We start from the raw sequence: 20534 nt of genomic DNA on the forward strand, positions 1-20534 counted from the left end.
GGTGGAGGGTGGATCGGGGTCGGACGCGCAGGGCGGGCCTGACTCCACTCCTGGCGCGCTCACGCCGAGGTAGACATGTCCCGCCGAGATCGACGGCGAATGCGTCTACCTCGGCGGGAAATGTCTACCTCGGCGTCAGGGAGGAGGGGGCGCGGGGGCTCAGACGTCGATCTCGTCGTGGACGGCGACGTTGATGAGCTCGATCCTGCCGTCGGGCAGGCGCCAGAAGTGCAGGCGCCTGGCGGAGGGCGTGCCCTCCTGAAGGGAGACGCGGAAGGCCACGGCCCCGTCGCGGCGGGTGCGCACCGGGCTCCCACCGGCGGCGCTGGCCCGCAGCGCATGCAGGTTGCGGCTGGAGATCTCCCGGGCGCGCCCGGTCAGAACATCGACGGCGGCCCGCATGACCCGCGAGCGGTCGATCCCCTCGAGCTCCTCGAGGGCCTGGGGGAAGGCCTCGCCGACGATGTAGCGCTCCGGCAGGGGCCATCGCTCCTTGTCCACCGGCGGGGTCTGGCGCGCCCAGGCCACATAGATCTCGTAGCGGATCTGGTCGACCGGGTCCAGGAAGAGCCCCTCCTCATCCTCGCGCAGCGCCTCGGGCGAGAGTGCCTTGGCGGTCTCGGCGCGCTTGACCGGCCCGGGCTTGGGAGCCTGCGGGCGGGCGGGGGCGCGCTTGAGCGCGGCGCGCGCCTGGCTCAGCTCCTCCTCGGCCTCCTGGCGCAGTCGACGCTGGCGGGCGAGCTCGCCAGCCGCCTCCTCGGCATGACCGCGCGCCTCCTCCAGGCGCAGGGACAGGTCCGACAGCCGCGCGCGCGATTGCGCCAGGGCCTGCTCCAGCTCAGTGATTCGCTGCGAGCGGGCGTCCCCGCCCTCGCCCTGGTCGGCCTCCTCCCAGGCGGCGACCTCCGTCTCCTCGATCCACGGCGGACCGCCGGGAAGGAGACTGGGGGCGGGGACCAGGGGCTCGTCGTCGTCCAGATCGTCCATGGACAGGCCCAGGCCGTCGGGCCCCACCGAGGCCACGCGGGCGGGCACGACGGCGCCGATGCGGTAGAGGTCCTCCAGGCGGTCAGCGGCATTGGAGGTGATCCGCTCCTTGGGGACCGTCAGGTCCTGCCCGGGGTAGGCCTCGACGACCAGCCCCTCCTCCTTCATGCCCACCACCCGCACCAGGGTGGCATCCCCGGGCTTGAGGTCCCCCAGGGCCTGCTCGGCGCCGATGATCTGCGCCCCGACATTGAGGTAGCCGGTCTGCTTGGAGTAGGCGCCCTCAACCCTCTGGCCCTGGACCAGGAGTTGACCGATGTCGACGCCGAGCCCGGGCGCGGAGTCCTCCGGGGAGATCGTGGCGGTGACCTGTCCATCGCTGACCAGGGCGCGGTCAGGGGGCAGGAGCATCTTGACCACACCGGTCAGGGGCGTGGTCTGGGAGGGCTTGGCCTCGTGATGGCGCGGGAGGCTGCCCAGGACCTGGCTGATCAGGCCGTCGGTGGCCCTGGCGCCCGAGGCCTCATCGGAGGCGAGGTGGAGGGTGGAGCTCCAGCAGTCCTCCACCCAGGCCAGATCGGCGCTGTAGACGCGCCCGGCTCCGCCGTAGACCTCGGTGCGATCCGGCATGTCCTTGGCGAAGGCCCAGCTCGCCTCCCCGGTGACGACGACGTAGACCTTGACCACGCCCCTGCCCTCACGGGCAACGGCGCGAGCATCGATCCAGGGCTCGGGCGAGTCGGGGCGCGTGGAGATGACGACGATGGGGGCCTGACGACCCGGGCGCAGCAGTTCGGCGGCCAGCCCGCGGGCCTGGGCCGCCGTGGAGATGACGATGGGGACCGCCGCCGGCGCTGGGCGTCGCTCCTGGGGCGCGGCCTCGGCGGCCGCCCGCCTGCGCTCGCGCTCGGCCAATCGCCGCTGGCGCTTGTTGAGCCGCGGAGCGGCGCTGGTGGGCGCGCTGGCAGGTCCGGCGCCGGCATTGGAGGCTCGCCCCGGGCCGCCTCTGTGCACAGCCACTCCCTTCTTCCACTCAGGTGTCTTACTTCCATCCCCAGTTTAGCGTGCAAGCATGCCTGCCAGCGAACCCCCGACGAGACTCATCGTGGATGCCCGCGAAGGAGGTCCCGTGCCTCATGTGGAAGTGCCCGCGAAATCCGCGGACCGTGGTGGGCATGGGAAGCGAGTTGTCGATGGGGGCTAGGGCTGAGATCACCAGGAAGTACGCCACGGCGTATGCCAGGGCGTCCAAGGGCGATAAGGGGCGGATGCTCGACGAGGTGTGCGCGGTGACTGGCTGGAGCCGGGACAACGCGCGCAGGCGCCTGACCCAGGCCGCCAAGCGCCCTGGCGGGGCCAAGAAGGAGGCGCCCAGGCCCAGGGGCCGCAAGTACTCCTATGACGCCCTGAAGGTCCTGCAAAAGGTGTGGGCGGCCAGTGGCGGGCAGTGCGGCAAGTACCTGGCGGCGTCCATGCCGCTGCTGCTCGACCTGCTCCAGTCCCACGGGGAGCTGGATGACGAGCCCCGATACACGCCCCAGGTGCGGGCAGAGCTGGAGGCCATGAGTGCGGCGACCATCGACCGGTACCTGGCCCCAGTACGCGCCAAGGACCCCGTCCGGGGGATCAGCACCACCAAGGCCGGGCCGCTGCTGCGCAACTCGATCACCATCCGCAAGGCCGGTGACGAGATCGAGGCCGCCCCGGGGTTCTTCGAGGTCGACACCGTCGCCCACTGCGGCCCGGTCCTCAAGGGCGAGTTCGCCCGGACCCTGAACATGACCGACGTGCTCACCGGGTGGGTGTTCACCCGCACGATGCGCAACAACGCGGAGAAGCACATCATTGCCGCCCTGGACGCAGCCATCGACGCCGTCCCGTTCCCGCTGCTGGGCATGGACTTCGACAACGGCAGCGAGTTCATCAACCACGGGGTCGTGGCATGGGCCGGCAACCTGGGCATCTACTTCACCAGGGCCCGGCCCTACCGCAAGAACGACCAGGCGACCATCGAGTCCAAGAACAACCATCTCGTGCGCCGCTACGGCTTCTACTACCGGTACGACACCGACACCGAGCGCGCCACCCTGAACCGCCTGTGGTCCCTGGTCGACGACCGCCTCAACTTCCTGACACCCACCCGCAAGCCCGTCGGGTGGGGCACCGACAAGGCCGGGCGGCGCAAGCGCCTCTACGACGCCCCCGCCACCCCGCTGGAGCGGCTCCTGTCCACTGATGCCCTGACCGGCCAGCACAAGGATGAGCTGATCGCCTACCGCGACAGCCTCAACCCCGCCAAGATCGCCAGGCGCATCCACGACCTTCAGGCCTCCCTGATCATGCAGGCCAAGACCAAGACCGACGAGCTCTACGCCGCCCAGATCCCCAGCGCCCTGCCCGACGTCCACCACAGCATCCGCGTCAAGAAAGCCTCCCGACACCCCACCCGTTTTGCGGGCATTCCTACATGAGGCACGGAGAAGATTTCGCGGGCACCTTGACATGAGGCACCCCGACCCCGAATGTTACGACTGGACAGACCAAACTGAGCCCCATCGGTCACGGCGCGCGCCTCGCGGCAGCGCAGCGGGGCGGGCGGGCGCAGATAATCACGGCGCTTTCCGGGGACTCGTCCACCAGTCCGCCTGATGACGAAGCGGCGCGCCGTCGGCCCCGACCGTGACACAATCGCGACGTTGGGCAGCCGCAGGGGCGCCCGAGGAAGGCAGTTCCGTGAGCATCTTCGCCTGGTGCATCATCATCGGCTGCGCTGTCCTGGCGCTGGGGATTGTCTTCGACGGCCCTCTGGATGAGGCGCTGCCCGACGGCGCCATCCCCGTCCTGGCCGTGGCCGTGGCCGTATTCGGCGCAGTGGGCATGGGCGTCCAGGCGCTGGTGGGCGATCGGCCCCATGCCGCCATCGCATGGGGACTGCCCGTGACGCTGGCCCTGGCCGCCGGCGGGGCCACCCGCTGGAGCTGGCGCCGCCTGCGCCGGAGCCTGCCGCGCAACGCGACGCCGCCGTCGGCCGAGGAAGTGGTCGGCGAGGAGGTGCAGGTGCTGTGGTGGAAGAGCGGCGAGGGCGAGGTGCGCGCGGTTGTTCGCGGGCACCAGCTGACCCTGTCCGCCCACTCCGCCGAGCCGCTGTCCGCCGGGGAGCGCGCCTGGGTGGTGGACTGCGAGGACGACGGCCTCCTGGTGACCCCCTGGAGGCATATCGACGCCTGACGCCGCCAACCCCTGACTCACCTGTCCCTACCCGCCCCGATTCTCCCTGACCGAAAGGAACGCATCCCTGATGTCCACACTTGCCATTGCGGCCACCGCGATCGTCATCATCGTCGTGCTGGCGTTCATCTACCTGCTCACACGCGTGGTCGTCGTGCCCTCAAACCTGACCGGCCTCATCTCGGGATCCCACCGCGGGGATGTCAAGATCATCCACCCCGGCGGGCGCGACTTCGTCCTGCCGATCATCCAGTCCATCCAGTACCTGCCCTTCACCCAGACCACCATCGGCTTCAAGGTCACGGCCGAGGACGAGAACAAGATCAACGTCAACGTCTCGGCCGTGGCCGCCGTCAAGGTGGGAGACACCGACGAGCAGGTGCGCGCCGCCGCCAAGCGCTTCCTGGGCAAGGCCAACACCGACCAGGCCATCGCCGACTCAGCGCGCGAGGCCCTCATCGGATCCCTGCGCTCGATCATCGGGCGCATGACCATCAACGACCTCATCTCCGACCGCGACGCGCTGCAGAAGAATGTCTTCGATGACGCCAAGAGCGTGCTGACCAACATGGGCCTGGAGATCGACATGCTCCAGGTCTCCGAGATCACCGACGATGGCGGCTACATCGAGTCCCTGGGCGTCCCCGAGCTCCAGCGCGTGGAGAAGGACGCCCGCATCGCACGGGCCAACGCCGAGCGCGATGCGCGCGACGCCGAGGTCTCCTCCCGCCAGCTCATCGCCGAGCGCGAGCGCGACCTGTCCCTGCGCCAGGCGCAGCTGACCGCGGAGACCGACAAGGCCCAGGCCGAGGCGGAGTCCGCCGGCCCGCTGGCCCGTGCCGCCAAGGAGCGCGAGATCGCGATCATCGGGCAGGAGGCCGCGGAGGCCAAGGCGGCCCTGACCGAGCGCGAGCTGGACTCCTCGGTGCGCAAGCCGGCCGATGCGGCCCGCTACCAGCGCGAGCAGGAGGCTCAGGCCACCAAGACCGAGGCGCTGCTGCGCGCCGAGGCCGAGGCCGAGCGCACCCGCCTGGACGCTGAGGCCCAGGCCCTGGCCACGGTGGCCCGCGCTGAGGCCGAGGCCAAGGCGACAGCCGCGCGGGCCCGCGCCGAGGCCGACGCCATCGCCGCACGCGGCCAGGCCGAGGCCGAGACCATCCGGGCCGCGGGTGAGGCCGAGGCCAAGGCCATGAGCGACAAGGCCGACGCGCTGGCCAAGTACGGCGAGGCGGCCACCCGCCAGATGCTCCTGGACAAGGCCCCCGAGATCGCCCGGGCGCTGTCCGAGCCGCTGGCCTCGGTGCGCGACATGTCGATCATCTCCACCGAGGGGGCCTCGGCCCTCCCCAAGGCCGTCGCCGGCAACGTCGATCAGCTGGACGCGGTTCTGCGCAGCCTGGTTGGCGCGGGCCTGACCGACATGGTGGGCGCCGTGCTCCCCGCTGCGGGGGATGACCAGGACGGCCAGGAGGCCGAGGCCTGAGACGAGGCCTGAGACCAGGGATTTCCTGCTGCGGACGGCGGCGCCCCGGGATGGGGGCGCCGCCGTCGTGCATGGGCCGCCCGGCTCTGCGCGCAGGCCAGCACGAGGCTCGCCGCCCTCGCCCCACCCCGACGACGAGGCCTGCGCTGCCGGCTGAAGCGAGCCGGGGCCGCTGGTGGGCGCCGGAGCACCGGAGCGCTGGGCCCAGTGAGATGATGGGCCCCGCCCTGGCGGATCGGTGCCGGGGCGAGCCGGGGACCGGATGCGCAGGCCCGGCCCTCCGAACGCAGCATGGACGGTATGGACGGTGACGATGAGTGAAGCGCCTGACCGGCCCGTGTCGCCGCACCGGGCAGCCTCTGCCGTGGATCTGGAGTCGGTCCTGGCCCGCATCTCGGCGCTCCAGGCGCCGACGGCCGGTGGGGGACTCGGGCCCGAGGATCTGGAGTCGCGGCGTCAGGGGCTTCGGGATGCGATCGAGGAGTGCCGCATCCTTGGCCGGCGCGAGGGCGGCCTGGCTGAGCTGACCGGCGACGAGGCGATCTCAGCCCTGGCGGAGGTGTTCCGTCTGGCCTCCTGGCTCGGCGCTCCCGAGCTGGCGCTCGGTCTTGCAGAGACGGTCGGGGCACTGGCCCAGGAGCTGGGCCCGGCGCATCACCACACCCTGACGATCCGCTTCCATCTGGCCGGCGCCCTGCGCTCCTGCGGCCAGGCGCAGGCGGCGGTGGAGGTGCTTGAGCAGGTGGTGGAGGGCACGGAGCAGCTGCTGGGCGATGATCACCCGCAGACGCTGACCGCCCGCCACGGCCTGGCCAGCGCCTGCACCGCGGCCGGGCACCCCGAGCGGGCGGTGGAGCTCTATGGGCGGATGGTCGACGACGCCGCTCGCCTGCTGGGCCCTCGGCACCCCGATGCGCTCTCGGCCCGCAACAACCTGGCCCGGGCCCGCCAGGAGGCCGGGGACCTGGCCGGGGCGCTCGCCCTGCAGGAGGCCCTGCTCCGCGACGCCCAGGGCACGCTTGGCCAGGCCCACCCCTATCTGCTGGCCTTCGACCGCAACCTGGCCCAGATGCGGGCGGCGATGGAGGCCGACGGCGCATCCCCCGGCGTGTAGCCGCCTGTGCAACCACCGGGGCGGTCGGCCAGCGGGGAGAACGCGCTCGCCCCCTCCGGCGGCCTGGCGGCGGCCGGAGGGGGCGAGGCCCGACTGGCACTCCTTACAGGTAGGAGGCGCGCAGCTCCTCGGGGGAGATGGCGGACAGGTCGGCCAGGGTGACGTCGAAGACGGTGCGCGCCCCGGTCTGGCCGCGCGCGGCCATCCTGACCGCGGCCCGCCCCATGGCCACGAGGACGGAGCCGGTGAACTCCGGGTTGGAGCCGAGCTCGAGCTCGAAGCCGATCCGCTCAGCCACGCCCGGGGAGGTCTCGCCACGGCGGATGACGGTGCCGCCGTGCGGGATGCCGCTGTGCTTGGCGGCCAGCTCCTCGGCGGTGATGAAGGTGACGGAGGTGTCGTAGTCGGAGAAGTAGTTCGGCATCTCCACGATCTCCTTCTCGATGCGGGCCAGGTCGGCCCCGTCGGCGGCCACGACGTAGCAGTCGCGCCGGTGCATCGAGCGGGTGGTCAGCTCGACGTCGTCGCCGGCCTTGACGGCGTCGACGGTCTCCTGGATCGGGAGGGTGTACTGGCGGGCGTCGAGCACGCCGTCGATCCGGCGCAGGGCGTCGGAGTGACCCTGGGAGACGCCGGGGCCCCAGAAGGTGGTGGTGGTGCCCTCGGGCAGGACGGCCTCGCCCAGGACCCGGAGCATGGAGAACAGTCCGGGGTCCCAGCCGGTGGAGATCACGGCGAGGTGGCCGGCGGCCTTGGCCGCGGCGTCGACGGATGCGTAGTAGGCGGGGATCTCTGCGTGGGTGTCGTAGGAGTCGACGGTGGTGAAGTGGGCGGCGGCGGCCGGGCCCTGCTCGGCCAGGTCGGTGGCTGATCCGCCGCAGTTGAGGCAGACGTCGACCTTCTCCGCCCAGGCGGGCATGTCGTCGATGTGGGCGACGGGGGCGCCCTGGGTGGTGATGGAGCCGGGGTCGCGCCTGGTGAAGACGACGACGAGCTCCATGTCATCGTTCTTGGTGATGGCCTGCTCAACGCCCCGTCCGAGGTTTCCGTAGCCGTTAATGGCAACCCTGATCATATGTCCTCCTGCGGTAGGTGGTTGCGCGTCCAGTCTTCCACCGGCGCAGAAGGACCGCTGAACCTGTCTCACGCGCTGGTCGCAGGTGATTTTGATAAGTTTATCGTCGTCGGGAGGCCTTGATAAGCTTATCGCCATGCGGACGCCTGTGGACTCCCCCTTCAGCCCGGGATCGGACACGGTCCCCCACGTGTGGGCGGGGCGCGCGCCGCAGCTCAGCGACTGGCGAGATGTGCTCCGGCCGCGCCGCGTCGCCGGGATCCCCGAGCGGGCCCGCACCATCCTCGGGGAGGCGGGCACCGGCAAGTCCTCCCTCGTGCGGCGCATCGCCAGCCAGGCCTCGGCCGCCGGCGACTGGGTGACGCCCCAGCTGCGCATCCCCTCGGGGACGGATCCGATCAAGCGGGTGGCCTCGGCGCTGCTGGAGCTGGCGGACACCGCGGGCCTGGCCACCGCCAGGGAGAGGCGCATCGCCGACCTCCTGGGCCGGGTCAGCGAGGTGGCCGCCTCGGGCGTCTCCCTCTCGCTGCACGCGGCCCAGGGGCCCGAGCCCTACACCGCCCTGACCGATCTGCTCGTGGAGATCGGCCGGGCGGCGATCGAGCACGGCGAGGTCATGGTGATCCTCCATATCGACGAGGTGCAGAACATCGGGGATCGCGGTGCCCTCTCCCAGCTGCTGATCGCCCTGGGGGACGCGCTCACGCATGAGCTGACTGTGGAGGCCCCCGGTGGCATGGCCTTTGAGCGGGCCCTGCCGATCGCCGTCTACCTCACGGGCCTTCCGGAGTTCGCCGAGATGGCCGGCGCCCGGGCGGGGGCGACCTTCGCGCGCCGGTTCCAGACCTCGGTCCTGGAGCCCATCGACGACGACGCGCTGATGACGGCGCTCCAGCCCTTCGTCGCCGAGGGGTGGGAGGTGGCCGAGGGCGGCGAGATCCGGCGCGTGTTCATGGAGCCCGCGGCGCAGCGCGCGATCGTCGACGCCGCCTGCGGTGAGCCCTTCCTCTTCCAGCTGGCCGGCGAGCGCGCCTGGTACGCCGGCCAGGGCAGCCTCATCACGGCCGAGGACGTCGCCCGGGGGTGGAGAGATGCCGCGCCGGAGGCCGAGGCCCATGTCCTGCGCGTCCTCGACCGGCTCCCACCGCGGGAGCGTCAGTTCGTGGAGACCATGGCCGAGCTCGCTCCCCAGGAGCGGACACTGACGACCATCGCCCAGAAGATGGGGTATGCGCGCTCCACCGAGGCCGGGCCGACGTCGCGCCGCCTGGATGTCTCGCGGGGAATCATTCAGCGCGGCAGGCCCTACCGCTTCCGGCATCGGGCCATCGAGGCCTACCTCACCACCGACTGGCCGGGCTGAGGGGTCGCAGACGTGCGTTTGCGTCGATGACGAGGGTTTGCCTCATTCACCCCCGCGCAAAGGTCAGTGCGATGACGCGAACCCTCGTCGCCTACGCCGACCGGCGTCGCCGGAGCGAACCATCGAAGGTTATTCAGGGGTTGGTGTAGGTGTATAGGGCGAGTGTGGCGGTGATGGTTTCTTTGAAGGTGTGCAGTGGGCGTCGGTAGTCGTGCGCCAGGATCTTCCAGGCTTTGATGTGTGCGATGGTTCTCTCGACGACGTATCGGATCTTGTTGAGGGCTTTGTTCGCCTGTCTCTGGCCCTCGGTGAGGTCCCCGTGGGGTGGTTTGCGGTACGGGGTGGTGACTCCGGTTCCGATGTAGCCCTTGTCGCCGATGCAGTCGCTGGGGGTGATGCGCTCAAGCAGCCCGCTGGTGGTGATGGCCCGGGAGTCGTGGATGCTTCCGTCCTGCGGGTCTGAGGCCCACACCAGTTGCCCGGTGGGGCTGACCAGGACCTGCAGGTTCATGCCGGTGCGCTTGTGCTTGCCCGAGAACAGGTCGGGCCGGTCCTTCCAGCTCCAGCACGGCAGGAGGGTGCCGTCGACGATGTAGGCGCCCCGGCGGGGGATCTGCTCGACGGTGGCCAGCGCTGGGCCCAGCATCCTGGCGATGATCCGGGTGAGCACCGCGATCGTTCGTGAGATCGTGGGCTGGGACACGCCCAGGACCTCGGCGATCCCCGCTTGGGATGTATTGGTGCGCAGATACATCAGCGTCGCTCGCACGGCTTGCAGGGGGCTGAGGATCCTTGGTGCCAGGGCGATCTCATCATCACTGACGATCAGTTCCACCAGTTTGCTCATCTGGGCCCTGCTCAGGCCTGTGATACCCTTGACCATGACGGCTCGTTCCTGAGAAGGTTTTTGTTGCAACTTGATTCTCTCAGGTCAACGAGCCGTCACCTAGTCAACGCGCCGAACTCCTCATACCACACACACCCCCAGAATAACCTTCATCGCCCCGTCCCACTCACCGACCACCCTTATTTATCATCCGTTCCACCATGCGAATCGAGTGCAATAGCGTTGCGGAAAAGTCATCTGTTCGTCTCCGTTTCGAGATCACAGACGGGACTTTGGGGTGATTCTCCTGAGATTGTCGCCACTAGAATACTGAGAAATCCACCGTTCAGCACCCCATTTCAGCATCCCCGCGAAATCATTCATGATGATGGTGTGCGATTCACGGCGGATCCCTTATCCCACGAGAAGGATGGCCGAAATTAAACAAAACCGTATTCCGGGGCTTTCTGGGCTGGATATGACGGCACCTTTCGTTGTAGAATTTCTTCATGCACGTGGTTGTGACAGACGAGGAGCAGCAGGTCCTTATCAGGTGGAAGAAGCGAGGTGACTCCCTCATTCTCATCCGGTTGAAAGCTGAGGCTATTCTCTACGCCTCGCACGGCGTTGACCTGGATTTCATTGCGGAGATGGTGGGGCGCACGGTGAGGACTGTTAAGGAGTGGTTGGCGTCTTGGCGTGTCAGCCGTCTGCATTCGGTGGTCACCGGTCATAAGGGAAATCAGAATGCGGCCAAGCTCACCCGCGAGCAGAAGGAGCAGCTCAAAGAGGTTCTGAGCCGGCCACCGTCACAGTCCGGCATCAAGGCGGACTTCTGGGATGTTCCCGCCCTGGCTGACGTGGTGAGGACCAGATTCGACGTGGAGTACGAGTCGGACTCCTCCTACCGGCTGCTCATGCACTTTGCGGGCATGAGCTTCAAGCTGCCCGACCCCTTTGACAAGCGCCGCGACGAGGAGGCCATCACCAAGCGGATGGCCCAGATCCAAGACGAGGTCGCAGACCTCCTGAGCGACGGGTGGGAGGTGTACGCGGCCGATGAGGTGCGCGTGGAGCACGAGGCTGAGACCCGCCGCATGTGGTTGCCCCAGGGTAAACGAACGAAGATCTACGTGGACCGCACCCGCAACGCCTGCTCCTTCTTCGGCGCACTGTCCCTGAGATCCAAGAAGGTCAAGGTCTATGGCCGAAATTAAACAAAACCGTATTCCGGGGCTTTCTGGGCTGGATATGACGGCACCTTTCGTTGTAGAATTTCTTCATGCACGTGGTTGTGACAGACGAGGAGCAGCAGGTCCTTATCAGGTGGAAGAAGCGAGGTGACTCCCTCATTCTCATCCGGTTGAAAGCTGAGGCTATTCTCTACGCCTCGCACGGCGTTGACCTGGATTTCATTGCGGAGATGGTGGGGCGCACGGTGAGGACTGTTAAGGAGTGGTTGGCGTCTTGGCGTGTCAGCCGTCTGCATTCGGTGGTCACCGGTCATAAGGGAAATCAGAATGCGGCCAAGCTCACCCGCGAGCAGAAGGAGCAGCTCAAAGAGGTTCTGAGCCGGCCACCGTCACAGTCCGGCATCAAGGCGGACTTCTGGGATGTTCCCGCCCTGGCTGACGTGGTGAGGACCAGATTCGACGTGGAGTACGAGTCGGACTCCTCCTACCGGCTGCTCATGCACTTTGCGGGCATGAGCTTCAAGCTGCCCGACCCCTTTGACAAGCGCCGCGACGAGGAGGCCATCACCAAGCGGATGGCCCAGATCCAAGACGAGGTCGCAGACCTCCTGAGCGACGGGTGGGAGGTGTACGCGGCCGATGAGGTGCGCGTGGAGCACGAGGCTGAGACCCGCCGCATGTGGTTGCCCCAGGGTAAACGAACGAAGATCTACGTGGACCGCACCCGCAACGCCTGCTCCTTCTTCGGCGCACTGTCCCTGAGATCCAAGAAGGTCAAGGTCTACCCCATCGAGGGCAACCAGAACACCGAGAAGATCCTCTCCTGCCTGACTCGCCTGGTGCGCGAGACCGATAACGACAAGATCGCCGTGGTTCTCGACAATGCCGGGTTCCACCACGCCAAAGCGCTAAGAGAGCAGCTTCAGCCCGGAGGCCGGCTCGAGAGCCTCAAGCTCATCTACCTGCCGCCCTACGCACCCGACCACAATCCGGTCGAGCACGTCTGGAACACCGCCAAAGGCACAATCGCGAACATCCAGAGAGACACCCCCGAGGAGACCTACACCGCATTCATGGGCTACATCAACACCCGCACCTTCGACTACGACTTCGAACACCTCCCAAACATCACGCCAGCACACGATCTTGTTTAATTCTGGCCATACCCCATCGAGGGCAACCAGAACACCGAGAAGATCCTCTCCTGCCTGACTCGCCTGGTGCGCGAGACCGATAACGACAAGATCGCCGTGGTTCTCGACAATGCCGGGTTCCACCACGCCAAAGCGCTAAGAGAGCAGCTTCAGCCCGGAGGCCGGCTCGAGAGCCTCAGGCTCATCTACCTGCCGCCCTACGCACCCGACCACAATCCGGTCGAGCACGTCTGGAACACCGCCAAAGGCACAATCGCGAACATCCAGAGAGACACCCCCGAGGAGACCTACACCGCATTCATGGGCTACATCAACACCCGCACCTTCGACTACGACTTCGAACACCTCCCAAACATCACGCCAGCACACGATCTTGTTTAATTCTGGCCAGAATTCCCATGAAGCAATTCCAGCGATCTGCCGTGGTCGCATGCGCCGCACTATCCCTCGTATGGGCCGCAGCCCCCGCCGCAGCCGCCGATGCGCCCGAGCCGGAGGCGGCGGGTGTGGAGGCGGCCGCCGAGGAGAACACGGAGGGCGGCGAGCCGGCCGACGAGCCCAGCGACGACCCCAGCGATGAGCCCGGTCAGGAGCAGCCTGCGGAGCCTGCAGAGCCTGCGCTGCCAGCCGATCCTGCTCCGCCGGTTGATCCCTCCCCTGCCCCGCCCGCGGCGTCGGTCAATGGGTGGAAGCAGGAGGCCGGCCGCTGGTTCTACTACGTCCAGGGGAAGAAGAAGACCGGCTGGCTGTCTGACAAGGGTGCCTGGTACTTCCTCGCCTCCGACGGTGCCATGGCCACCGGCTGGGCGCAGGATGGGTCCGCGCGGTACTACCTGGGCTCGGACGGGAAGATGCAGCACAGCAAGTGGATCAGCGTCTCGGGGCGCTGGTACTACCTGACCGGGTCAGGCGCTGCGGCCACCGGATGGACCCAGGTCAAGGGCATCTGGTACTACATGGATTCCACGGGCGCGATGGCCACCGGGTGGGTCCAGGTCAAGGGTGTGTGGTACTTCCTGAACTCCAGCGGCGCCATGCAGCACAGCACGTGGATCAGCTCCTCGGGACGCTGGTACTACCTGACCGGGTCAGGCGCCATGGCCACCAACACCTGGATCTCCCACGGGGGCACGTGGTACTACGTGGGCCCCACCGGGGCGATGGCCACCGGGTGGGTCCAGGTCAAGGGCGTCTGGTACTTCCTGAACTCCAGCGGCGCCATGCAGCACAGCAAGTGGATCAGCTCCTCAGGGCGCTGGTACTACCTGACCGGATCGGGCGCCATGGCCACCAACACCTGGCGCGGGAACTACTACTTGCAGGCTGACGGGTCGATGGCCACAGGCACCGCGACGATCGGTGGGACGCGCTACCGCTTTGACGGTAGCGGGCGCGCGGTTGGCGTCCAGGGGTCGGGCAGCTACTCCTGCCCGAGCTGGGCGCCGATCAAGGGCAACAGGAACAGCAGGAACGAGATGATCTACCACAAGCCTGGTCAGGGCTCCTACAACCAGACCAAGCCTGAGGAGTGCTTCTCCAGCGCCGCCGACGCCGCCCGGGCGGGGTACCGGGCCGCGAGGAACTGATCGTTCATCCCCGCGGGCGTGGGTGGTGCGGCAGTGCAGCAGCGCCGCGCCACCCACGCTCCTGCTGCGCTCATTTATGGCACTGGGCGGGCGATCGTGTCCACGGTGAACAACTTTTAGACCCACCACCACTTGTCGGGATGGCAAACGCGCAGGTCAGAGCGTTTCCCCTATGACTGACCCACCCGCGAATGCGGGTAAAGTTGTTCACCACGGACAAACCGGCGGATGAACTCCGAACCCGAGCACCTGTCGGACCAGGCACCTGGTTGACTGCAACTATGGCGCGGTCATCTCAATCATGAGCAATAGGCTCAGCATGAGCGCGGAAGAACGGTGACGCTCACCCGGCGCCCTCCGGCGTCAAGTTTGCGATCGCAGGTCACCACGGGAGCGTCGATTCCCTCGGCGAGCGCCAGATACGCAGCATCATAACTCGTGTACTGGTGACGCAGCGCCCAGATCCGGTCCGCGAGCAGCGTGGCCTCGTAGCGCGCGATCGTCAGTTGGGCGTAGACCTCTCGCGCCTCCTCAGCCTCCTCCACACGGAGGTGGCCTCCGAGCATCAAGCCCCTCAGGGCGGAGAGCATCTCAATGTCGATCACGTGCGGGGCTGCAAGGTCTCCCTCCAGCAGATCGAGAAGCTCCGGCGCAGGCGAGCGCCCCACGAGAGCCTCCACGACTGCGGAGGCGTCCACGACGATCACTCTCGTCCCTGACGGACCGCTGTGACGATCTGCTCCGTCGTTGGCCCGGCGCTGCGATCCTTGCTGCGCAGACGCTGGACGATGCGCGCATTGGTGGGCCTCGATGCGATGCGCGTGAGCTCCGCGGACACATAGGCGGAAAGCGACATGCCTTCCTCAGCAGCGCGGACCTTGAGCTCCTCCGCCACACTGTCCGCCACGTCCCGAACATACAGCGTTGCCATGAGACCATGCTAGCAGACTGCTCGCAGCATATGAGCCCCGCCAGGACCTCATCAACGGCAGCGCCGCTGCCGGTCGCGTCCAGTTGTGTCCACGGTGAACAACTTTTAGACCCACCACCACCTGCCGCGACGGCAAACGCGCAGGTCAGAGCGTTTCCCCTATGGCTGACCCACCTGCGAATGCGGGTAAAGTTGTTCACCACGGACAAACCGGCGGACCGGATCGCCCGGCCGGGGACAGCCACGCACATTTATTCGCGGCCTGGGTCGAGACGCAGACAAGAGAATCCGCATGATTCTGCGGATTGGCGGCCCGAACCTTGAGTGCTTCGCCATGATGAATGTGCGTCAGCGTCGCCGATGCACATTCATCTTCATCAACGGAGGCGCCCACAGAGACAGATCGTTGGCATTCCAACGATCCTCTACACACATGCGCAAGATGAATGTGCAACCCCGAGCCTGCCCACCCACCGGCCCAACCGCCGGTTGTCACACCGCTCTACGGGAAGCGACTACGCCGGGCCACTGACCCAGGACACGTGATTCGTCGCCCCGCTTGCCCCACCGCACATGCCGCACTGACACATCGCGGCCGAGCCACCGGCCCTCACACGTTGAAGCGGAACTCCACCACATCACCGTCGGCCATGATGTAGTCCTTGCCCTCCATGCGGACGCGGCCGTGGGCGCGGGCCTCGGCCACGGAGCCGTACTCCAGGAGGTCCTCATAGCTGACGATCTCGGCCTTGATGAAGCCGCGCTCGAAGTCGGTGTGGATGACGCCGGCGGCCTGGGGCGCCGTCGCGCCCTTGGGGATGGTCCAGGCCCGGGCCTCCTTCTCCCCCGCCGTCAGGTAGGTCTGCAGGCCCAGCGTGTCAAAGCCGACCCGCGCCAGCTTGTCCAGGCCCGACTCCTCCTGGCCGTTGTCCTGCAGCATCTCGGCGGCCTCCTCGGGCTCCAGCTCCACCAGCTCGGCCTCGAACTGGGCGTCGAGGAACACCGCCTCCGCCGGGGCCACCAGCGCCCGGAGCTCGGCCTGCTTGGCCTCATCCCCCATGCCGGCATCGTCCATGTTGAACACGTAGATGAAGGGCTTGGTGGTCATGAGCTGGAAGGTCCTCAGCACCTCGGCGTCGATCCCCGCGGCCGCCGCCCCCGCGGACAGGAGCGTGCCCTCCTCCAGGACGGCCAGCGCCGCCTTGGCGGTCTCCAGGACAGCCGCCTCGGTCTTCTTGCCGCGCACCTCCTTCTCCAGGCGCGGGATCGCCTTCTCCAGGGTCTGGATGTCGGCGAGCACCAGCTCGGTGGCGATGGTCTCGATATCCGATGCCGGCACCACCTTGCCGTCCACGTGCACCACGTCGGGGTCCTCGAAGGCCCGGGTCACCATGCAGATCGCGTCGGCCTCCCGGATGTTGGCCAGGAACTGGTTGCCCAGCCCCTCACCCTCGCTGGCGCCGCGCACAATCCCGGCGATGTCCACGAAGGACACCGTCGCGGGCACGGTCCGGGCCGAGTTGAAGAGCTCGGCGAGCCTGCCCAGGCGCTCATCGGGCAGCGGCACCACTCCCACATTGGGCTCGATGGTCGCGAAGGGATAGTTCGCGGCGAGCACGGTCGCGCGGGTCAGGGCGTTGAACAGGGTGGACTTGCCGACGTTGGGCAGTCCGACGATTCCAATAGTCAGGGCCACGCGGCGAGTCTAGCGCCGCCCACTGACATCCACGCCTGAGCATCCACGCCCGGGCCCGACGGCGCCCCAACCGCCAGCACCTCCAGGATTCACTCAGTACTTCACCTGTCAACATTCACGATCCGCCCCTACCGTCCCATGTCGTTGAACACGTAATTGATGTGCTACGCCGATAGGGAGATGCCAATGATGACGTCGGACCACCACGGTGGCAACCCGCGCCCCGCCCGCCGTCGGACGGCCAGGCCTCGCGCTCTGGTCGCCGCCCCGCCCCGGCCCCTCTGGCGCCAGGGCCTTGCCCTCATCGTCCTGGCGGCACTGGTCCTGGCCACCACCCTGATCACCGCGGCGCCCGCGAGCGCGGTCGACCCCGGCGGGCACGAGGAGGAGCTGCCCCAGGCCGCCTCCCCCACGCCCTCCCTGCCGGCGACCGGCACCACGACCCTGGCGGACGGGACCCCGGTGGCCGTCATCGTCTCCGGGGGCGACGGCGGCATCCTGCACATCGTGAGCCTGAGCACCGGCGAGGTGCTGGCCACGGAGGACTTCGCCCCCAAGAACACCGATGTTCAACCCTGGGGATTCGCCACCCTGTCCAACCGCCATGTCCTGCTCGCCTCGGGCGGGGGCCAGCTCTTCGAGATCGACGTCGATGCGCCCGCCGGCACAAGGGTCACCAACCTGAGCGACTCCTCCCGCCCCGGCTATGACCAGGTCAAGCCCCTGGGCACCTTCTACTGGGACGTGGTCGTCGACGAGCAGGACCGCGCCTACATCGCCAGTCACTCCGACGGCGGCCAGCAGGGTCGCGTCCTGCGCTACGACACCAGGGCCAACAACGGCCAGGGTCAGTGGAGCGACCTGCTGGGCGCCCCTGTTCAGAGCGGGGAGACCGGTGTGCGCTCCCTGGCGTATGAGAACGGCACCCTCTACGCCGGTACCGGTACGGCCAAGCCCTCCATCTACCGCATCGCCCTGGGCGGCGAGAGCCCCCAGGCCACCAGGCTGAGCGTCCCGGAGAGCGTGACCCAGGGCAGTGGGGGCATCGACCGCCTGGCGGTCAGAGGAGGGTACCTGTACGTCGGCACCGCCAAGGGCGCCGGCACAGGCAACACCTTCCCCTGCAAGGGGACCTGCGTCCTGGATCCGAGCACCGGCGCTCCCAAGCAGGTCAATGGCCAGCCGCTTGAGGTGAACACATGGTCCTCGCGCATCATCACCCGCCCCGGCCAGGCGGAGAAGGTCTACTACTACGTCCAGTCCGGTGGGAAGCCCACCATCCAGGAGTACGACCCCAGGACGAACGCCTCCACCACCGTCATCGCCGACGAGCGCCTGGGCGACCGCCTGAGCCCCTCGGGGTGGGCCACCGCCAACCACCTGGTCTCCGCGGGCATGCACGCCGAGCGCGTGGGGATCTACCAGGCCGACAGCGGCAGTGTCACGGCCGTGGCCGATGGGGCGATCAAGGCCTCGCCGCGGATCTTCTTCGCCCTGGGATCGGTCCCGGGCAATGGCATCTACGCCTCCTGGTACATGACGACGCCGTCGCTGATGCGTATCAGCCCGGCCGCCCAGGCCTCGCAGACCACCTACACCATCACATCCGCCCCCACAGCCCAGGTCGAGGGCTTCGGTGCCACCGCCTCCTGGATGGTCACCGGCAACTACAACACCGGCACCCTCGTCCCCTACCGCCTGGGATCCGGCGAGCCCCAGGCCGGGACGGGCGTGAGCATCGGCTCGGGCCAGGCCCGGCCGCACACCATCGTGCCGATCGACGACGGGCGCTTCGCCGTGGCCAGTGAGCCGGCCTCCAGGGGCAGTGCCGGTGGGGCCATCGCCGTGTTCGACGCCGAGCGGGGCACGGTGGACACCTATCCTCTGGACAAGATGCCCTACGCCCCGGGGGTCGAGGCCGGCTCCCTGAGCGGCCTGCGCCCCACCTCCCTCATCCACCGCAACGGCAAGCTCTACGTGGGCACCACCGGGGGAAGCGGCTCGCATCCGGCGCTGTTCGAGTTCGACCTGGCCTCGCGCACCGTGACCCGCGTGGAGAGGCACTTCCAGGGCCACCTGGCCATCACCGCGCTGGCCCTGGGCGCCGACGGCAAGATCTACGGGTCGACCGGCATGAGCGTCTTCGAGGCGAATCCCTCCACCCTGGCGATCGTGCGCAGCGCCGAGGTTCGCCGGGGCTTCAAGGGCGACAAGCACAGTCAGCTCATTGAGCGGAACGGCGTGCTCTACGGCATCATGGCCGGCCGGCTCTACGCCATCAGCACCTCGGACCTGTCCCAGGCCACGATCATCGCGGCCGACACCACCAGCCCTGAGACCGGCAGGACGGTGGTCCACGGCCTGGCCCTGGGCGAGGACGGATCGCTCTACTTCTCCCGGGGCTCGACGCTCTACCGCTACGTCCTGCCCGCCGGCTGACGACGGCGGTCGGGTCCCAGGCTCCCTGGGGCCCGACCGCGCACCCGGTGCGGCGGGCCATCGATCCGGTGGCCCGCCGACGGCGAGGCCCTGACCCCGGGCATTCGTGTCACAGCCCCGTGGTGCACTGGGGACATGACGATTCCCATCGGTGCGCTCACCCTCCTGCTGCTCCTCGTGGCGGCGATCAGCGGGGCACTCGGCTATGCCGTGGCCCTGATCCGCGGCGTCTCCCGCGGCGCTGGTGGGAGCCCGGATGCCGGGCTTCGCGCCGAGGCCGCCTCCTGGCGGGCGCGGGCCGAGGAGCTGTCCACCCGGGCCTCCCTGGCTGAGGAGCGCGCCGAGCGTGACGGCGCCATCCTGCGCGCCCTGGCCCCGGTGCGCAGTCAGCTCGAGCAGGTCGGCACTCGGGTCGAGGCCATGGAGCAGGCCCGGGCTCGCCAGCACGCGGCCCTGGCCGAGCAGCTGCGGGCCAGTGCCCTGACCGGTCGGGAGCTGGCGCGCTCGACCGCCTCCCTGGAGGGCGCCCTGCGCTCGCGCTCGACGCGCGGCCTGTGGGGTGAGGTCGAGCTCGCCCGCATCCTGGAGGCCTCAGGGATGCTGCGCCATGTGGACTTCGCCGAGCAGCGCCTGGTCTCCTCGCTGCTGCGCGACGGCCCCGGTGGCTCCGGTGGCTCCGGGCTGGCCGCCTCGCGCCCCCTCCCCGAGGGTGCCGATGGCGCCCGGCCCGATGTGGTCATCCGCCTGCCGGGAGAGGGCTACCTGGCGGTGGATGCCAAGGCGCCCATGGACTCCTACCTGGAGGCCTGCGCGATCGAGGGCGCCGATGAGGAGGCCGACTCCCGGCGTGCCGGGCTCATGGCCGCCCACGCCCGGGCCCTGCGCTCCCACATCGATGACCTGGCGGGGCGGCGCTACGACCGCGCCCTGGGGGAGTCCCCGCAGGTCGTGGCCCTGTTCGTCCCGGCGGAGCCGGTTCTGGCCGCGGCGCTGGAGGCGGATCCGGCCCTCATGGAGCACGCGGTGACCCGCGGGATCGCCCTGACCTCGCCGGCGGGCCTACTGGCCCTGCTGCGCACCTGCGCCACCGCCTGGGCGCGCACCGCCGTGGCCGACGACGCCCGCGAGCTCCTGGAGCTGGGCCGCACTCTCTACGAGCGCCTGGGCACGGTCGCCGGTCACCTCGACGCACTGGGGGCCGCCCTGAGGCGCAGTGTCACCGCCTACAACAGGGCGGTCGGCTCCATGGAGACGCGACTGCTGGTCACCGCCCGATCCCTGGAGACCCTGGGGGCGGACCTTCCCGGTCCCTCCCCCATCGACGCCGACGCCTCCCAACTGCGCTCCTTCTCCTCCCCCGAGCTCTCGGAGCACTGACGCAGTGCGCCGTCATCCCCGTCGCACCCGTGCCAGGCCCCCGCCGCGGGGCCTCACGGCCGGTCACCGCCGAGCCACGCGC

The 20534-nt window shown here is 68.6% G+C and carries 17 protein-coding genes; 11 read left to right on the forward strand and 6 right to left on the reverse strand.

From position 1 onward, the window contains the following. Window positions 1-159 precede the first annotated feature (159 nt). Window positions 160-2007, reverse strand: coding sequence for a hypothetical protein (locus EL266_RS00305; RefSeq protein ID WP_126412014.1), 1848 nt, complete (start codon window positions 2005-2007; stop codon window positions 160-162). Between the two features lie 155 nt (window positions 2008-2162). Here EL266_RS00305 and EL266_RS00315 point away from each other — a divergent pair, with 155 nt between their 5' ends. The 4 genes from EL266_RS00315 to EL266_RS00330 all read left to right on the forward strand — a co-directional run bounded on the left by EL266_RS00315 (window position 2163) and on the right by EL266_RS00330 (window position 6812). Continuing rightward, a complete protein-coding gene (locus tag EL266_RS00315; protein WP_232011975.1) occupies window positions 2163-3458 on the forward strand; it encodes an integrase catalytic domain-containing protein in 1296 nt (431 codons plus the stop codon). Between the two features lie 262 nt (window positions 3459-3720). After that, window positions 3721-4215, forward strand: coding sequence for a nodulation protein NfeD (locus EL266_RS00320; RefSeq protein WP_026427379.1), 495 nt, complete (start codon window positions 3721-3723; stop codon window positions 4213-4215). Between the two features lie 70 nt (window positions 4216-4285). Continuing rightward, a complete protein-coding gene (locus EL266_RS00325) occupies window positions 4286-5698 on the forward strand; it encodes a flotillin family protein (RefSeq protein WP_026427380.1) in 1413 nt (470 codons plus the stop codon). A 313-nt stretch (window positions 5699-6011) separates the two neighbouring features. Next, window positions 6012-6812 (forward strand): tetratricopeptide repeat protein, encoded by an 801-nt coding sequence (locus EL266_RS00330; protein ID WP_169719966.1) that lies wholly within the window; start codon window positions 6012-6014, stop codon window positions 6810-6812. Between the two features lie 103 nt (window positions 6813-6915). Here the strand turns inward: EL266_RS00330 and EL266_RS00335 are convergent, their stop codons facing one another. Then, on the reverse strand, window positions 6916-7887 hold the full coding sequence (locus tag EL266_RS00335; RefSeq protein WP_026427381.1) for a diaminopimelate dehydrogenase: 972 nt from the start codon (window positions 7885-7887) through the stop codon (window positions 6916-6918). 136 nt (window positions 7888-8023) lie between these two features. Between EL266_RS00335 and EL266_RS00340 the strand changes: the two genes are divergently transcribed. Beyond that, complete coding sequence (locus tag EL266_RS00340) at window positions 8024-9250, forward strand: AAA family ATPase (protein ID WP_026427382.1); 1227 nt, start codon at window positions 8024-8026, stop codon at window positions 9248-9250. Window positions 9251-9383: 133 nt separating this feature from the next. Here EL266_RS00340 and EL266_RS00345 read toward each other — a convergent pair whose 3' ends face one another. Next, the gene (locus EL266_RS00345) at window positions 9384-10097 is read right to left on the reverse strand and encodes a transposase family protein (protein WP_232012051.1); all 714 of its coding nucleotides are present in this window, start codon (window positions 10095-10097) and stop codon (window positions 9384-9386) included. Window positions 10098-10585: 488 nt separating this feature from the next. On the opposite strand from EL266_RS00345, the gene EL266_RS00350 reads away from it, so the two are divergent. The 4 genes from EL266_RS00350 (at window position 10586) to EL266_RS00365 (ending at window position 14009) form a co-directional block, all read left to right on the forward strand. Further along, the gene (locus EL266_RS00350; RefSeq protein ID WP_126412018.1) at window positions 10586-11293 is read left to right on the forward strand and encodes an IS630 family transposase; all 708 of its coding nucleotides are present in this window, start codon (window positions 10586-10588) and stop codon (window positions 11291-11293) included. A 65-nt stretch (window positions 11294-11358) separates the two neighbouring features. After that, complete coding sequence (locus EL266_RS00355; protein ID WP_126412021.1) at window positions 11359-12423, forward strand: IS630 family transposase; 1065 nt, start codon at window positions 11359-11361, stop codon at window positions 12421-12423. Between the two features lie 15 nt (window positions 12424-12438). After that, on the forward strand, window positions 12439-12804 hold the full coding sequence (locus EL266_RS00360) for a transposase (RefSeq protein WP_126412023.1): 366 nt from the start codon (window positions 12439-12441) through the stop codon (window positions 12802-12804). A gap of 17 nt (window positions 12805-12821) precedes the next feature. Beyond that, window positions 12822-14009, forward strand: coding sequence for a sunset domain-containing protein (locus EL266_RS00365; RefSeq protein ID WP_026427925.1), 1188 nt, complete (start codon window positions 12822-12824; stop codon window positions 14007-14009). A 314-nt stretch (window positions 14010-14323) separates the two neighbouring features. Here EL266_RS00365 and EL266_RS00370 read toward each other — a convergent pair whose 3' ends face one another. The 3 genes from EL266_RS00370 to ychF all read right to left on the reverse strand — a co-directional run bounded on the left by EL266_RS00370 (window position 14324) and on the right by ychF (window position 16636). After that, window positions 14324-14707: a type II toxin-antitoxin system VapC family toxin gene (locus EL266_RS00370; protein ID WP_232012053.1), complete on the reverse strand. Its 384-nt coding sequence runs from the start codon at window positions 14705-14707 to the stop codon at window positions 14324-14326. 5 nt (window positions 14708-14712) lie between these two features. Continuing rightward, a complete protein-coding gene (locus EL266_RS00375; RefSeq protein WP_026427923.1) occupies window positions 14713-14940 on the reverse strand; it encodes a FitA-like ribbon-helix-helix domain-containing protein in 228 nt (75 codons plus the stop codon). A 610-nt stretch (window positions 14941-15550) separates the two neighbouring features. Then, on the reverse strand, window positions 15551-16636 hold the full coding sequence (gene ychF, locus EL266_RS00380; RefSeq protein ID WP_026427922.1) for a redox-regulated ATPase YchF: 1086 nt from the start codon (window positions 16634-16636) through the stop codon (window positions 15551-15553). 186 nt (window positions 16637-16822) lie between these two features. On the opposite strand from ychF, the gene EL266_RS00385 reads away from it, so the two are divergent. Together EL266_RS00385 and EL266_RS00390 are read left to right on the forward strand one after the other, a co-directional pair. Beyond that, window positions 16823-19075 (forward strand): hypothetical protein, encoded by a 2253-nt coding sequence (locus EL266_RS00385; protein WP_232012054.1) that lies wholly within the window; start codon window positions 16823-16825, stop codon window positions 19073-19075. 135 nt (window positions 19076-19210) lie between these two features. Further along, a complete protein-coding gene (locus EL266_RS00390) occupies window positions 19211-20452 on the forward strand; it encodes a DNA recombination protein RmuC (RefSeq protein ID WP_026427921.1) in 1242 nt (413 codons plus the stop codon). Window positions 20453-20534: the final 82 nt, after the last annotated feature.

The organism is Actinomyces slackii (assembly GCF_900637295.1).
Taxonomy (GTDB): Bacteria; Actinomycetota; Actinomycetes; order Actinomycetales; family Actinomycetaceae; genus Actinomyces; species Actinomyces slackii.

Coding starts and splice junctions, on each gene's coding strand:
- EL266_RS00315 (WP_232011975.1), top strand. CDS start 2,163: ATGGGAAGCGAGTTGTCGATGGGGGCTAGGGCTGAGATCACCAGGAAG.
- EL266_RS00325 (WP_026427380.1), top strand. CDS start 4,286: ATGTCCACACTTGCCATTGCGGCCACCGCGATCGTCATCATCGTCGTG.
- EL266_RS00330 (WP_169719966.1), top strand. CDS start 6,012: ATGAGTGAAGCGCCTGACCGGCCCGTGTCGCCGCACCGGGCAGCCTCT.
- EL266_RS00335 (WP_026427381.1), bottom strand. CDS start 7,887: ATGATCAGGGTTGCCATTAACGGCTACGGAAACCTCGGACGGGGCGTT.
- EL266_RS00340 (WP_026427382.1), top strand. CDS start 8,024: ATGCGGACGCCTGTGGACTCCCCCTTCAGCCCGGGATCGGACACGGTC.
- EL266_RS00345 (WP_232012051.1), bottom strand. CDS start 10,097: ATGAGCAAACTGGTGGAACTGATCGTCAGTGATGATGAGATCGCCCTG.
- EL266_RS00350 (WP_126412018.1), top strand. CDS start 10,586: ATGCACGTGGTTGTGACAGACGAGGAGCAGCAGGTCCTTATCAGGTGG.
- EL266_RS00355 (WP_126412021.1), top strand. CDS start 11,359: ATGCACGTGGTTGTGACAGACGAGGAGCAGCAGGTCCTTATCAGGTGG.
- EL266_RS00365 (WP_026427925.1), top strand. CDS start 12,822: ATGAAGCAATTCCAGCGATCTGCCGTGGTCGCATGCGCCGCACTATCC.
- EL266_RS00375 (WP_026427923.1), bottom strand. CDS start 14,940: ATGGCAACGCTGTATGTTCGGGACGTGGCGGACAGTGTGGCGGAGGAG.
- EL266_RS00385 (WP_232012054.1), top strand. CDS start 16,823: ATGATGACGTCGGACCACCACGGTGGCAACCCGCGCCCCGCCCGCCGT.
- EL266_RS00390 (WP_026427921.1), top strand. CDS start 19,211: ATGACGATTCCCATCGGTGCGCTCACCCTCCTGCTGCTCCTCGTGGCG.